General features: G+C 65.2%; 11 protein-coding genes. All 11 read right to left on the minus strand.

All coding sequences use genetic code 11. The annotated features are described in order from the left end of the window. Positions 1–51: 51 nt before the first annotated feature. Positions 52–1,587: a carboxylesterase/lipase family protein gene (locus tag DD559_RS12345; protein WP_116469436.1), complete on the minus strand. Its 1,536-nt coding sequence runs from the start codon at positions 1,585–1,587 to the stop codon at positions 52–54. Further along, entirely contained in the window at positions 1,587–2,591 is a 1,005-nt protein-coding gene (locus DD559_RS12350; protein WP_116469437.1) for a sugar kinase, read from the minus strand. Before DD559_RS12350 ends, DD559_RS12345 begins: the two co-directional genes overlap by 1 nt. Further along, complete coding sequence (gene kduD / locus DD559_RS12355; RefSeq protein WP_116469438.1) at positions 2,588–3,358, minus strand: 2-dehydro-3-deoxy-D-gluconate 5-dehydrogenase KduD; 771 nt, start codon at positions 3,356–3,358, stop codon at positions 2,588–2,590. Before kduD ends, DD559_RS12350 begins: the two co-directional genes overlap by 4 nt. Before the next feature lie 55 nt (positions 3,359–3,413). Continuing rightward, complete coding sequence (locus DD559_RS12360; RefSeq protein ID WP_116469439.1) at positions 3,414–4,049, minus strand: RpiB/LacA/LacB family sugar-phosphate isomerase; 636 nt, start codon at positions 4,047–4,049, stop codon at positions 3,414–3,416. 206 nt (positions 4,050–4,255) lie between these two features. After that, complete coding sequence (gene uxaC / locus DD559_RS12365; protein WP_116469440.1) at positions 4,256–5,680, minus strand: glucuronate isomerase; 1,425 nt, start codon at positions 5,678–5,680, stop codon at positions 4,256–4,258. Positions 5,681–5,707: 27 nt separating this feature from the next. After that, positions 5,708–6,997: an MFS transporter gene (locus DD559_RS12370; RefSeq protein ID WP_116469441.1), complete on the minus strand. Its 1,290-nt coding sequence runs from the start codon at positions 6,995–6,997 to the stop codon at positions 5,708–5,710. 33 nt (positions 6,998–7,030) lie between these two features. Further along, a complete protein-coding gene (locus tag DD559_RS12375) occupies positions 7,031–7,822 on the minus strand; it encodes a 2-keto-4-pentenoate hydratase (RefSeq protein WP_116469442.1) in 792 nt (263 codons plus the stop codon). Positions 7,823–8,355: 533 nt separating this feature from the next. Then, positions 8,356–9,414, minus strand: a complete 1,059-nt coding sequence (locus tag DD559_RS12380; RefSeq protein ID WP_240610233.1) for a glycosyltransferase — start codon at positions 9,412–9,414, stop codon at positions 8,356–8,358. A gap of 106 nt (positions 9,415–9,520) precedes the next feature. Beyond that, entirely contained in the window at positions 9,521–10,561 is a 1,041-nt protein-coding gene (locus tag DD559_RS12385) for a cupin-like domain-containing protein (RefSeq protein ID WP_116469444.1), read from the minus strand. Further along, positions 10,558–11,280 carry a SapC family protein gene (locus DD559_RS12390; RefSeq protein WP_116469445.1) on the minus strand — a complete coding sequence of 241 codons (723 nt, stop codon included), beginning with the start codon at positions 11,278–11,280 and terminating at the stop codon, positions 10,558–10,560. The genes DD559_RS12385 and DD559_RS12390 overlap by 4 nt, the downstream gene beginning before the upstream one ends. Before the next feature lie 143 nt (positions 11,281–11,423). Further along, positions 11,424–14,504 carry a TonB-dependent receptor gene (locus DD559_RS12395; protein ID WP_240610234.1) on the minus strand — a complete coding sequence of 1,027 codons (3,081 nt, stop codon included), beginning with the start codon at positions 14,502–14,504 and terminating at the stop codon, positions 11,424–11,426. Between the last annotated feature and the right edge of the window lie 227 nt (positions 14,505–14,731).

Consider the following 14,731-nt stretch of genomic DNA (forward strand, 5'->3'; position numbering starts at 1 on the left):
AACGATTGCGATAGGCGAACGCCGCTGGGTAACGCGTTGCGGTATCGGCCTTCAACTGCCCGGCTGGATATAGGGGATGCGCGCGAACAGCGTGCGCTCCCAGCGCCGGGGATCGTCGGCCATGCGGCTCTCCGCGTCGAACAGCATCGTCGCGCGGTCCGGCAGCGTGTAGGGAGTCCAGGCGGGCAGTCCGGGGGCTGCCGGCCTGCCGATGCGGGCCAGGGCGGCGAAGGCGGCCATCATCTGCCGGCTCAGCCGCCGGGCAGTGGGGCCATTGCCGGCATAGGATCCCGGCGCGGCCAGCGTGCCGAAGGCGAGCGCGATATCCATGGTGTGCGGCGCCCCGCGATCGGGCTGGGTCGGCGAAGCGAAATCGACCTGATAGACCCAGGTCGCGCGCGCGCCCGCGGCGGCCCGCGCGTCCGCCTCGATCACCTGCCCCCGCCAGCTGCGGCCCGCGGTGGTGGCGCGGTAGAACAGGTCCTGCGGCGTGTCGGCCGGGAAATGCGCGCGATATTCGGCGACCACCCATTCGGGCAGCACGTCGATCTTCAGTTCCGGCGCCATCCGGGCGGCAAGATTGTCCCAGGTCAGGGTGCGGATACGCTCGGATGCCGGATCGAAGAAGGCGCGCGTCTCGTCCCGCGTATTGCCGAGGATCATCGGGATCGCCAGCGATTGCGGGTTCGCGTCTGGCCAGAACGGGTGGCGGGTGAGCCAGCGCATGTCGAGTACCGGCCCGAAATAGACCCCGCCCCCCAGGATCGGATCGCGCGCATCCTGCGCCGCGACGAGCTTCTCCACCGGCAGCGCGGCTGCAGCCTCCAGTCCGCCTCCCAGCCGATCGAGAAAGGCCTGCGCGCGCGCAGTCGCATTCATCGGTCCCGAGGCGGTGACTTGTTGCCCGCTCATCGTCGCAGCGCTGTGGAACAGGCTCTGCGCGGCCGGCATCCCCATCAGCGTGGCGATCTTGGCCCCGCCCCCGGACTGGCCGAACAGAAACACGCGCGCCGGATCGCCGCCGAATGCCGCGATATTGTCGCGAATCCAGCGGAGCGCGAGGATCAGGTCGAGCTGGCCGGCATTGCCGCTGTCGGGAAAGCGCGGATCGAGCCGGGCGAGATAGAGATAGCCGAACGCGTTGAGCCGGTGGTTGACTGTCACCACCACCACGTCCTCGGCGGCGGCAAGCGTGGCCCCGTCGTTCAGCGGATCGGTAACGCTGCCGTTCGAATAGGCCCCGCCGTGAAAATAGACCATCACCGGGCGCCGTGCCGCGCGCTCCGTGCCTGGGGTCCAGAGGTTGAGGAACAGGCAGTCTTCGGATTGCGGCTCGCCCTTCAGGCCGCGCTGCGGACAGATCGGCCCAAAGGCCTGCGCCCGCGCACGATCGACGCGCGGCTCGGCAACCGGCGCGCGGAAACGCGCGGCGCGGCCGTAGCGGATGCCCAGGAAACGCGCGCAGCCCGCCGCGCGCGTGCCCACGAACCGCCCGGCCGGCGCCTCGACGATCGGGTCGCCGGCGGCCCAGGCGCGCGGTGGCAGCGCGAGCGACAGGCCGCCCGCCAGCACCGCGCGCCGGCGCATCACCGGCGGACGTCCAGCCCGCCCTCGGCAAAGGCGGCAAGATCGGCACGGGTGAACAGGCTCGCATCGCCGGGCAGCGAGTGCTTGAGCGCGGTCAGCGCCAGCCCCGCCTCGGCAGCCGCGCGGGCGTCGCCGCCGTCCAGCAGGCCGTGCAGCACGCCGGCGGCGAACGCGTCGCCACCGCCGATCCGGTCGACGATGCCGCTAACGCGCAGTTCCTCGGTTTGGTGTCCCCCGTCCCGGGTGTCGACGCGGGCGGCGATGCGGTGGCTGTCGACATCGTCGACATGCCGCGCGGTGGAGGCGATCAGGTGGAGCTTGGGGAAGGCCGCGAACGCCGCTTCCGCCGCCTCGCGCCGACGATCGGGGCCATCGCCGGAGAAGGGCTTGCCCAACAGCAGCGAAATGTCGCGATGGTTGCCGAACAGGATGTCGGCATGGCGGATCAACTGGGTCAGCACGCCGCGCGGATCGCTGTCCCAGGCTTCCCACAGCTTGGCGCGGTAATTGCCGTCGAACGACACCGCGATGCCGCGCGCGCTCGCCGCCTCGGCCGCGGCGATGGCGGCAGCGGCGGTGTTCGGCCCCAGCGCGGGGGTGATGCCCGAAAGATGCAGCCGGGTTGCGCCGTCGAGCAGCGCGTCCCAGTCCCAGGCGTCGGCGGAGCGAGTCGCGAACACCGAGTTCGCACGATCATAGACGATCTCCGACGCGCGCAGCCCCGCACCAGGAGTAAGAAAATACAGACCCATGCGGCCGGGCTCGGCGATCACATGGCGGGTATCCACGCCGCGACGACGCAGCTCGCCGATCGTCGCCGCGCCCAACGGGTTGTCCGCAACCGCGCTGATCATCCGCACGTCATGGCCCAGACAGGCAAGGCCGGTGGCGACATTGGCCTCGGCACCGGCAATCGCCACGTCGAGCTTCGGCGTCTGCAGCAGCAGTTCGCGCCCCGGCGGCGACAGCCGCAACATCATTTCCCCAAAGAATGCGAACGTCATCGTGCCAGCCAGCCTCCGTCAACGGCGAGAATATGACCCTGCACATAGTCCGAAGCGCGGGAGGCAAGAAACACCGCAGCGCCGCCCAGATCCTGCGGATCTCCCCAGCGCCCCGCCGGGATGCGCTCCAGGATCTGGCGGTTGCGGGTCTCATCGGCCTGCAGCGCCGACGTGTTGTTGGTGGCGATATAGCCCGGGGCGATCGCGTTGACGTTCACGCCCTTGCCCGCCCATTCGTTGGCCAGCAACTTGGTGAGCCCGCCAATACCGGACTTGGACGCGGTATAGCTCGGCACGCGAATGCCTCCCTGAAAGGTCAGCATGGACGCGATGTTGATGATTCGCCCGCGTTCGCCGGTCTCGCCGAAACGGCGGACCAGGAATTTCCCTGCCGCCTGGCACAGGAAGAACACCGACTTGAGGTTGGTGTCGACCACCGCGTCCCAATCTTCCTCGGTGAAATCAAGGCTGTCGGCGCGGCGGATGATCCCGGCATTGTTCACCAGGATGTCGATTTTCCCCAGCTTATCCACAGCCTCGTCCACAACCCTTTGAACAGGCTCTATGGTCGAGAGATCGGCGGAGATGATTTCGGCGCGGCGGCCAAGGTCGCGCACCTTGCGGACGGTCTCCTCGGCGGGCGTCCGGCCGACGGCGGCGATATCCGCCCCCGCCGCAGCGAGCGCCAGCGCGATGCCCTGGCCGATTCCGGTGTTCGCGCCGGTGATAACGGCCACCTGGCCGGTAAGATCGAACGGGTTGGTCATGGCGGTCCCCTCTCCCCCTCCCGCCTGCGGGAGGGGGAGTGAATGCTGAGCTGGCTTACGAAAGGCTGCGCAGATAGTCGCTGATCGCCGCGTCCTGCGAATTGGCGTAGAAATATTCGGCAAACTTCTCGCCGGCGATCGCCGCGCGCAGCAGGTCCTGGTCCACCGTCTTCAGCACGGTGAGCATGTCGTTGCAGGTCACCCGCTTGAGGTCCGAAAGGATGCCGCGGTTCTTGCGCATGATCTCGGCGCGCTCCTTCGGATAGCCGAGCCCGCGCTCGCCTTCGAACAGCTTGCGGTACACGTCTTCCAGGTTCAGCTCCGCCGCCCAGCCAAAGCCCTTGGCATAGGGCATCGAAATCGCGTTGCCGTCGTTGATCTGGCCGAACAGGAAGGCGTCGGTCGGGTCGATGACCAGCCCGCAGAATACGCCCGGCATGGCGTTGCAGGCGAGCATCGATCCCATGCCGGTACCGCAGCCGGTGACGACGAAATCTACCGCCTTGGAATTGAGCAGGATGCCGGCGAGCAGGCCGTTCATCACATAGGTCAGCGAGGCGGCGTCCTCCGCCGAATACATGCCATAGTTGAACACCTGATGGCCCAGCGGTTCGGCAACGTTGGACAGCGCCTTGTGGATGACGCCGTTCTTCGCCGCTTGGCTGTTCTCGCTTATCAGCGCAATCTTCATGATCCTCGTCCCTTCTGCGTGAATAGACACCGGTTACCACACTAGGCGGGGCAGCGCTCGTGTTTTTGCGGGTGGGGCAAGCATCTTGACCACCACACCTATATTTTCAACCACTTATCCGGATGTACCGGCCGCGACGAAGCTGGACGCCTTCGTCCCAACGCTCGCCATCCCGGCAATAGCCGGGATGACGGCGATGGCGCGCGTTACGCCGACGTTCCGAGCTTATAGGCCTTGCGCACCAGCCCGTTCGTAAGCTCGAACGCGAGTTCGGCCGCCTCCCAATCGTGCAGCCGCCCTTCGGCGACCAGCTGCGCCAGGAAGCCGCAATCGATCCGCCGGGCAACGTCATGCCGCGCCGGGATCGACAGGAAGGCACGGGTATCGTCATTGAAGCCGACGGTGTTGTAGAAGCCTGCCGTCTCGGTCACCTGCTCGCGGAAGCGGCGCATCCCTTCGGGGCTGTCATGGAACCACCAGGCCGGACCGAGCTTCAGGCACGGATAATGGCCGGCGAGCGGCGCCAGTTCGCGCGCATAGACCGTCTCGTCGAGCGTGAAGAGGATGATCGAAAGCGCGGTCGAGGTGCCGAAGCGATCGAGCAGCGGCTTCAGGCCATGGACATAGTCGGTCGCCATCGGAATGTCCGCGCCCTTGTCGCGGCCATGGCTGGCGAACAGGCCGCCATTATGGTTGCGGAAGCTGCCGGGGTGGATCTGCATCACCATCCCGTCCTCGACGCTCATCGCCGCCATTTCGGTGAGCATCTGCGCGCGGAACAGCTCGGCATCGGCTGGCGTCCAGTCGCTGCCCAGGATCTTGGCGAACAGCGCGGCGGCTTCGGCCTTGCTCAGGTTCGCGGTGCGGGCGGTGGGGTGGCCATGGTCGGTGGCGGTGGCGCCGGCGGCGCGGAAATCGGCGCGGCGCTTGGCGTGTGCCGCGAGATAGCCGTCCCAGCTGTACACGTCCTCGCCGGTCTTCTCGGCGAAGATCTTGAGCGCACCGTGGAACTGCTCATGCTCCACGTCGATCACCGCATCCGGGCGATAGGTGGTGACGACGCGCCCGCCCCAACCCGATTCCCGGATCGCGTGGTGCGGCGAGAGGTCATCCTGCGGCCCCTCGGTGGTGGCGAGGAACTCGATGTTGAAGCGGTCGAACAGCGCGCGCGGGCGGAAATCGTCGCTCGCCAGCTTGGCGTTGATCGTATCGTAATAGAAATCCGCCGTGCCACCATCCAGTGCCACCTCGAAGCCGAACACCTCGCCGAACACATGGCCCAGCCACATGGCGGAAGGCGTGCCGCGGAACAGGTACAGATGCTCGGCAAAGGTGCGCCACGCCGCGCGCGGGTCGGTCGCCGGCATGCCGGCCTTGCTCGGCACGCACAGCGCATCCAGCGACACGCCCTGCGAATAGAGCATGCGGTAGATATAATGATCGGGCGAGAGCAGCAGCTCGGTGGCGTTCGACCAGTTGGCGTTGGTCGAGAACCAGGTGGGATCGGTATGGCCGTGCGGGCTGATGATCGGCAAGCCCGCGACCTGGGCATAGAGTTCGCGCGCAATCGCACGGGTGCGGTCCTCGGCCGGCAACAGCCGGTCGGGATCGAGCTTGAGGGGCTTGGCCATGGGTACTCCGGAAACTTTGGTTTGAAATCAGGCACTCATGTCGACACGGGCAAGCCGCGGCGACAGGAAATGCACGCAGGCCAGCGCCACGAAATAGGCACTCCCCGCCACCGCAAACAACGGCCAGTAACTACCGACTCGCGCCAGCACCTCGCCGGCATAGAAGGACATCAGGATGCCCCCTAGCGCGCCGACGGTGCCGCCGATGCCGATCACCGAACCGACCGCGCCGCGCGGGAACATGTCCGCGGGCAGCGCATAGAGGTTCGCCGAGAAGGCCTGGTGCGCCGCGGTCGCGATGCCGATCACGCCCACTGCCATCCACACGCTGCTCAGCGATTCCGCGAACAGCACCGGGAGCACCGCGAAGGCGCAGACCAGCATCGTGATCTTGCGCGCGACATTGGCCGTGTAGCCCGCGCGCATCAGCCGCGAGGACAGCCAGCCGCCGGCGACGCTGCCCATGTCGGATACGAGATAGATTGCCGCCAGCGGCAGGCCGAAGGTCTTGAGATCCAGATGATAGCGCTCGAACAGATAGCCCGGCAGCCAGAACAGGAAGAACCACCAGATCGGATCGATGAAGAACTTGCCCAGCGCATAGGCCCAGGTCTCGCGCTTGGTGAGCACCGAACCATAGCCGAGCTTCACGACGGGATCCGCCGGGTCCTGCTCAATCCAGGCCAGCTCGCCCTCGGTCACCTTGGGATGTTCGCGCGGGCTGCGATACAGCGTCCACCAGGCGATCAGCCATACGAAGCTGAGGACGCCCGTGATCACGAACGCCGAACGCCAGCCCCAGGCCAGCACCATGTACGGGATGACGAGCGGGGTGAGAACCGCGCCGATATTCGCCCCGGCATTGAAAACGCCGATCGCGAAGGCACGCTCCTTGGCCGGAAACCATTCGGTCACGGCCTTGATGCCTGCCGGAAAGTTACCCGATTCGCCGATGCCCAGGGCGAAGCGGGCAAGGGCGAAGTGCATCAGGCTGTGGGCCGCGCCATGAAGGATGTGCGCGACCTGCCAGATCACGAAGGCGATGGTATAGCCCACCCGCGCGCCGACCTGGTCCACCACCTTGCCGAAGATGATGTAGCCCACCGCATAGGCGAACTGGAACCAGATGATGACGCCGGCAAAGTCCTGCTCGGTCCAGTGCAGGTCGGCCATCAGCGTGGGCTTGAGCACGCCGATCATCTGGCGATCGACATAATTGATGATCGTGGCCGCGAACAGCAACCCACAGATCACCCAGCGATATCGCCCCACCCGCGTCGCGGCACTGTGCACCGTCGCTTCGCCCTGCTTCGCCATCACCTCTCCAATCCCACTCGGCCGCAACCGGAATCAGGCGATCCCGATCCTGCATTCGATACGCCTGCCCGACCCGAACGTCGCCTCCACCTTTGCCCCCGGGCGAACCGGGTGGACGCCGGTGACGGCGCCGGTTGAAATCCACTGTCCTTCGGCCAGCTGCAACCCTTGCCGGGCCGCCAGTTCGAACAGAAAGCGTACCGCCCCGATCGGGCCGTCGAGCATCGCGCCCGCCGTCCCCGTTCCAGCAACTTCCCCGTCGATCGATAGCGATACCGGCCAGCTTAGGAAATCCTCTTCAGAAGATATACGGTATCCGATCAGCAAGCCATTATTGTTTCCGAAGTCCGAGACCGTCACTGCGGGGCCGTGCGCGTTGATCCCGGAAAAGGGCGAACTGGCTATTTCGATGCCCACCCGGAGTTCGGCGATGTAAGGGAGTATCTCCGCATTGCTCCACGCACGGCCAAAATCGACCGGAAGCGATCCGAGCTGAACGATATACTCCGCCTCCGCCGCACCGAAGCCGTTCTGAAAGATCGGCATCTCCGGTACCTGCCCAGCTTCCGGCCAGACCAGGCTTTCCGTGAAGATCGGGCCGGCAAGTCGGTTCGCACCATAACGCTCGACCAGAGCATCGGGCACACGCCCCACCTTCCACCCGGCGACGGACTGGCCGAACAGCGCGATCGCCCTTGCCTGGATGGCATAGGCCTCCTCCAGCGTTGCCGGCATAGTCCCCGGATACTCCGCAAAACCCTGCTTGGCGCGACGTGCCGCCACAAATGCCTGGGCGATGGTCTCCGCCGTCCCTTGCTCCGCCAATGTCCTGTTCCCTTTCCGTCAATCATTCCCTTGCGCCGCTGCCCATGGAGGCAGAAACGCCACGCCCGCCAGGGCGTTCGCGGCGCCCCGGGCGCCCATCGCCGCGCAGGGCGCGGCAAAGACACCGAATGGGAGCAACCGGACCTGCAGCCCCCCGGAGGAAGATTTCGCCGTGGATGCCCTTTCCGGTAGAGAGGAACCGCCCTACAAACTGATACCGGTGTCAAAAGGCATCGTCAACGCCCTTGCCGCGCACGACATGAACGGAGCCCGCGCTGCGTGGTCGGACGCCTATCGACGGGAATCCTTCCGCCAAATATCGGGTAGCCCCGCAACAGCCCTTGACGATGAAACCGGAAGGCCGCGCCAGCGCCGCCCGGCGTCTGCTCCCCCTTTCCGGAACGCGCGCGAAGGGTGGGCATGAACGGCATCGATCCTCTCCAATCCGGCCATTGCTGACACCGGTTGCAGCGAAGAGTGAAGGGAGACCCGCCAACGGTCAAGCCCAGCTGCGACGGAACGTTGGGCCGCGATCAGGCGGCGGCGCGCAATGCCTGCTCCAGGGCGGCGAATTCGCCCGCTTTGTCCGCAATGCCAAGGCCTTGATACAGGATCGCAAGATTACCCGCAGCAAGATAGCTGCCGCAGCCCGGCACCGAACCATCAAGGTTCGGCTGTTCGCCGATGGCGAGGCACCGCAACCAAGCGCCCTCGGCAACCGGCAACAGCTGGTCGAGGGCGATCTCGGGATTCCGTCCTGCCCAGTCGAGATACAGGCCTGCAACCGCGAAGTAGAAATCTGGAGAATCGGGCCAGGCGAACTGTTCGGCATCGACCAGCGCCAACGCTTCCTCGAAGCGTTCCGCCTGCTTGAGTGCCTGGATCGCCGAAAGCACGATGGCATGGCGATACGCTGCGTCGGGCCCTACGCCGCGATACGCCGTCCGCAACGCTTCCGCGGCGCCTGCCGGATCCCCGCGCACCAGGCGCTCGCGTCCAAGCTGGTACCAGAGATAGGTGTCGCCGGGATCGTCCTGCAGCGAGCGTTCCAGCAGCAACAGGTTACGGCCGCTCTTCCGCGCCAGTTGCGCCTCGACATAACCATCATGCCCGACTTCCAGCGCGAGCGGAACGAAGGGCAGGTCGGAAATCGGGTGTTCATGGATCCGTCCGGCATAGCGCACGCCGCGCGGCAGGATGCGGGGCAGAAAGCGCCGGGTTGGCTCGCCGCTCCCACTTTCGTTAAGGATGCGGATGCAGCCGACAAAACGGGGCGGCTGCACCGCGACAGGCGGCAACACCGCAGGTGCGAGCGCGTCGATGCCGCCGGCCAGCCATTCATCAGCGTCGAGCACGAGGTTCCAATCGGCGTCCGAGCGATCGAGTGCGGCGTTACGGGCAACCGAGAAATCATCCCGCCAGGCGAAGTCATGCACTTCGGCACCGAGCCGAAAGGCGATGTCGCGGGTATCGTCGGTCGATCCGGTATCGACGACGATCATGCGGTCGACATGGGGGCGCACGCTTTCCAGGCAACGCGCAATGCTGCGCGCCTCGTCGCGGGCGATCATCACCAAAGCCAACCGCGTCACGCCAGATCTGCCCCTCGATCGCGTCGGCCGGAATCGTCCGAACCAACCCTGCCATTATAGAGGGGCAAGCGCGAATGCGGCACAAACAAGCGAAACGATGCCAGCCTTACCGATTGAGCCGGTTGAGTAATTGCGCCCGCAGCCGGCGCGCCTGCACGGCATCGATCGGCGCCAACGGCCCTCGCACGGCTTCCGGCAGATGCGCACCTGCCTGCTCGGATGCGCCGAACACATAATAGTCGAAGAGCGCCTGCCAGGCCCGCTTCTCGGGCGCAGGGCGATCGCGCAGGCTAAGCAGTGCGTGAAGCAACGTGATCTGCGGGGTATCCAGCCAGGCAGGGCTGGTATTCCACCAATAGTTCACCAGCACGTTGAATGGCCCCAGCGCCTCGACATGGTGCCACCACATCGCCGGATAGAAGAGCAGGTCGCCAGGCTCCATCTCCGCCACCTGCGCGGTGGCCATCGCGTCCCGGAAGCCGGGATAGCGCGCGAAATCCGGCGCCGCAAAATCCACCATGCTGACCACCTGACCACCGGGCGTCGGCTCCAGCGGCCCTGGATAGAGGTTGGCCACCTGGTCCGGCGGAAACAGGGTAAAGCGCCGCCGCCCGACTGCGCAGACCGCAAGATTGTGCGACATGTCGTAATGGCAGCTGGCAATGGTGCGATTGCCGATCCAGATACTGGCCAGCGGCGGATGCGCGTCGAACATGGCGTGGTTGAGCACCAGGTCGTTTTCGCGCCGGAAGCCGGGCAGATAGGCATCCAGGTCGGTCGATCCGACGTAGAAGCTGGGGCCGCCCGCCGCTTCGATCTGTGGCCGCATCTCGTCCAGCAACGCCGTCAGTGCTTCGCGCCGGCCACTGAAGTTCAGGCCCGCCCCATCCTCGGTGTAGAAAAACCGACCGCCAATCTCCGGTGCGCCGCGAAAGGTGACGACCGGGCGGCCGGCATCGAAACGCTTCAGCGCGTCCAGCGCGGCGTCCGTCGATCGGAGGCCCGCACGTACCAGCGGCCAATCTGCGGCGATGCCCTTCAGCAGCACCGGCGCCTGTGCCGCCATCAGCGCGTCATAGGGAATTGCATCCGGAGCGACGGCTTCGATCACCTGCACCGAAGGTGCCGCGGCGGCGACGACGTTCACCGTTCGCCTGCCTGCCCGTTCTTGCGCTCGATCAGCGCCGTGACATTGCCGATCGAACTTGCCACCATATAGGCTTGGCCCAACACGCTGGCCCGGTGCAGCCGTTCTAGCCCCGCGGTGCTCAGCGCGTCGAGCCGGTCGCGCGACAGTATCAGGAAACCTTCGATCACGTAGCGGCGCGCATCGTGCAGCGTCACTTCGATCGCGCTGGCCTCGAACAGGTCGAGTTCCCGGAACAGCGCATAGATCGGCGCTGCGGCGGCGATGCCGGCGTGAATCCGCCCCAGCACCTTCGATACATGCTCAAGATACGGACTCGCGCCCCCCTGCGGGAGGAACAGCAGTTCGCCGTCCACCGCGCCGACGCGCGGATCATCCAGATCGATATGAACGGTCGGGCCCTCTTCCGCACCCGCCGTATCGGCAGGTATGCCGATCGAGAACGGGCCGCGCTGCTGCAACGCCGGAACATAACGGCTGGTCCAGCGCGTCCCGTCGAAGAACAGGTTCTCGTCACGGTCGAGCCCGGTCAGGATAACGGCCTGCAACCCCTCCTGCGGCTCTTCGCGGAACAGGATCGGAAACGCACGCTGCGCCGCCTCGAACTCGGTCGGGAAGATCAGTTGCTGGTTGGCGGCATCGCCGAACTCCGCGCCGTGGCGAAACGCGACCCGAAGGTCCTGGTGCAGCACGTTGTCGAGTGCGACCGGTCTTGTCATGTAACCTGCTTCCTTTTTCCGTGCGATCGGCGCCGTCGCCCTTTCGGGCAACCATGGCCGAAAGCCGATGGAGCCTCAACGGGCAAGCGAAAGGGCCGCTGCACAAGGCAGCGACCCTCCCTCTCCTATCGCACTCCGATGCCTCAGAACTTGAAGCGCGCGCCCAGCAGGAAGCGACGATCCAGTTCCTGCGCGAACCACAGCTCGCTCTTGTCACGCGCGTAGGTCCGGACACTCTCACGGGTCAGGTTGATTCCTTCCAGCGAGAGCGCAATCTGCGGCGTGATCTCGTAGCTGATGTTCATATCGAGCTGACCGAACGGCGCCGTGAACTCAGGATTGCGCGAACCCTGGCGGTTGATGCCCGACAGGAACTTGTCGCGCCAGTTATAGGCGAGACGAGCCGAGATGCCGTTCTTGTCGTAGATCAGCGTGGTGCTGAACGTATCGCTCAGGCCCAGCAGCGCGAACTGATCCTGGCCCGGATCGGCCCCCAGGTTGAAGCCCACATCGCCACGCACCAGCGTATAGGCCGCCGCGATGCCGATGCCGGTATTGCCAAGGAAATACTGGCCGGCGGCTTCGAGGCCGTAGATCTTCGCCGACTTGTTGTTGATCGGCTGCGTCACCTGGAACTGATACAGCGGGTCGGCCGCGTTACCGCGCAGATCATACTGATTGTTGATCGCCTTGACGTAGGCATCGTCCAGCGAGCGGGTGGAGGTGTTGTAGTTTGCCTGGAACTCGCCGGTAGCCGCGGCGACGGAACCACGATTGGCAATCAGCGAGGACATTACGAACAGGTTGACGTCGCTGATGTCCGCACCCAGCGCGTTCAACGCATCCTTGGCCTGGCCGGAACGGCTGCCCGCGGCGCCCGAGCTCGGATCGCGCAGCCCGAACAGCGGCGAGGTGAACTGGCCGTTGCCGACGAAGTTCTGCACGCGCTTGTCGAAGAACGCGATCGAGACATAGCTGTCCGGCTTGAAATACCATTCCAGCGATGCGTCGAAATTGTCCGAGATCAGCGGCGAGAGGCGCGGGTTGCCTACCGATGCGCTCGGGATACCGCCATTGTTGGTCGGACGCGGCGGACCGCCCACCGTCGTGGCGGTGAACAGGCTGTTATAGTTCGGCCGCGCGATCGTCTTGCTGTACGAAAGGCGAGCGAGCAGGTTGCGCTGCAGTTCCACCTGGAAGTCGACCTGCGGCAGGATGTTGTCGTACGAATAGGATTCGTCGAACGCACTGGTGTTGGTGAGCGATACGACCACCGTAAAGTCGTTATCCGAAACCCAGTCCAGCGCGGACGGGACGGCGACCTGCGAGATCGAACGCGATTTGGTGTGCTCGTAACGGATGCCCGCCACCAGGCGCGCCGGCGCGTTGCCGACCTCACCCTTCCAGGTCAGCTGACCATAGGCGGCCCAGATATCTTCCTTCACACGATTGTTGTTGTTGCCCGTGATGCCGACGGTCTTGCCCTGGCCTGCATAGTAGGACGACAGGATCGGATAGATCTTCGCCGCATCGCCGCGGAAGGCCACCCGCGAATCGGGGTCCGAGCCGGGATTATAGGCATCGAACTTGCAGATCAGGCAGAAGGACTGGAGCGAGCCCGGTGCCAGACGCTCGACGTCGCCGGGATTGGCGATACCCCAGTCACCCAACGTCTGCTGCGTGCTGACGAAGGTCTGGCGCATGTCGGTCTTGCGATAGTTTCCGCCGAAATCGAAGCGGCTTTCATTGCCCAGGTCCCAGCCGAAATCGGCCCGCAGTTCCTTGACGGTCTGCTCCTGCACCGAACGGTTGGTGCGCCCCACCTGGCTGCCGACCACACCGGCCGAAAGCGGGGTCGAGCCCAGCGTGATATCCTGCTGCGGGATGCCGCTGTTGTAGGTCACCGAGTGCGCGGCGACCACGTTCGCACCCATGCCGACCAGCGTGGAGCTGACGCCATTGGGGTTGTCCGGACGGCTGGACGACTTTGAAGCATGGCCGTCGATCCGCAGCGAGAAATTGTCTGCGATCTGCCAATCGGCATTCAGGCCGTAATCCTCGAGGCGGTTCTTCTGCGCACGCGATTGTGCCTCGAAGCCCTCGTCCTTGAAGCCGTTGATCGTCTCATGGAGATAGTTCGCGGTGGCAACGGTCGTGTTGCCGTCGAAATGCACTTCATCGAACGGCCGGCTGAACCAGTTGGACAGGTCCGAACGGGTTTCGCGCTGGCGGTTCTGCGCATAGAGCGCGTCGGCGGTCAGCGTCAGGGAATCGGTCGGCTTGAATTGCACCGATGCCTGGCCGTTGATGCGTTCGCGGCTACCCTCGGCATAGTGATACCGGCTGTCGTTCGGAATCGCGACGAGCTGGCTGGCGTTGCTCGGCGCGTTCTTCACGATGGTGCAGCTGGCGCTCAGCGTCGTCTGCGTCGACGGGCAGATCGTGTTGTTCCGCGCGAAGCCGCCGGACACGAACGTGCTGTACGGAATGATGTTCCAGTCGTTCGACGTCGCGGCGATCGACGTGAAGTTGCGCTTCTGATAGCTGCCGAACAGTTCGATGCCGAAGCGCTGCTCGGCATCCGTCCAGCCCACCACGCCCGAAAATTCCGGCGTCACCTTGGATCCGCAGTCGAGGCAGCCGTCGACGCTCGCATCGTACACCGCCTTGGCGCCGACGCTGCCGTTCAGGCCGACCTTGCCGCCATCCAGCGGCCGCCGCGTCACGACGTTGATCGTCGCACCGATACCGCCCGAAGGAACCGCCGCACGGCCGGTCTTGTAAACTTCCAGCGTCCGCACGCCTTCGGTCGCGAGGTTGGAGAAGTCGAACGACCGCGTGGTCCCCTGCGCGCCATCGGCATTCTGGTCGCCGCCGACCACCGCGACCGCCGCTGACGCGAGCTGGCGGCCATTCAACGTCACCAGGTTATATTGCGGGCCAAAGCCGCGCACGGTGACCTGCGAACCTTCGCCGTTGGTGCGGTTGATCGAAACGCCAGGGATACGCTGCAGCGATTCCGCAAGGTTCGTGTCCGGGAACTTGCCGATATCTTCGGCCGAGATCGCGTCGACGATGCCGGGCGCTTCACGCTTGATCGCAATCGACCGCTCAAGGCTGGCGCGGATGCCGGTAACGACGATTTCCTCGCCCTGGGTGGACTCCTGGGCCGCCGTCGCGCCGGTGGCAACGTTGTCGGCTTGCGCATGTGCAAACGTTGGCATCAACAAACATGCAGATACCGCTAGAATCGACGCCGATCGCGACAGTGCAGCAGAACGCTTCACGCTGTTCATCTTCCCCTCCTGGCCACCGCATATTTGCGGCGGAAACTGTTGACCTTGCGATCGCCCAACGCGTTCGCAGCGGGGTTACCGCTACCAACTACGACTACATTGTCAACGATCGAAGCGAAAATCTGTAAGACAGCTTTGATTTTCACCGAGAGTGT

Origin of the sequence: Sphingomonas pokkalii, from assembly GCF_003096275.1 — a bacterium.
GTDB lineage: Bacteria > Pseudomonadota > Alphaproteobacteria > Sphingomonadales > Sphingomonadaceae > Sphingomonas > Sphingomonas pokkalii.

Excerpts from the sequence above, each read along its gene's own strand:
- DD559_RS12370 (WP_116469441.1), bottom strand. The coding sequence starts at position 6,997 with ATGGCGAAGCAGGGCGAAGCGACGGTGCACAGTGCCGCGACGCGGGTG.
- DD559_RS12395 (WP_240610234.1), bottom strand. The coding sequence starts at position 14,504 with ATGCCAACGTTTGCACATGCGCAAGCCGACAACGTTGCCACCGGCGCG.
- DD559_RS12390 (WP_116469445.1), bottom strand. The coding sequence starts at position 11,280 with ATGACAAGACCGGTCGCACTCGACAACGTGCTGCACCAGGACCTTCGG.
- DD559_RS12350 (WP_116469437.1), bottom strand. The coding sequence starts at position 2,591 with ATGACGTTCGCATTCTTTGGGGAAATGATGTTGCGGCTGTCGCCGCCG.
- DD559_RS12360 (WP_116469439.1), bottom strand. The coding sequence starts at position 4,049 with ATGAAGATTGCGCTGATAAGCGAGAACAGCCAAGCGGCGAAGAACGGC.
- uxaC (WP_116469440.1), bottom strand. The coding sequence starts at position 5,680 with ATGGCCAAGCCCCTCAAGCTCGATCCCGACCGGCTGTTGCCGGCCGAG.
- kduD (WP_116469438.1), bottom strand. The coding sequence starts at position 3,358 with ATGACCAACCCGTTCGATCTTACCGGCCAGGTGGCCGTTATCACCGGC.
- DD559_RS12345 (WP_116469436.1), bottom strand. The coding sequence starts at position 1,587 with ATGCGCCGGCGCGCGGTGCTGGCGGGCGGCCTGTCGCTCGCGCTGCCA.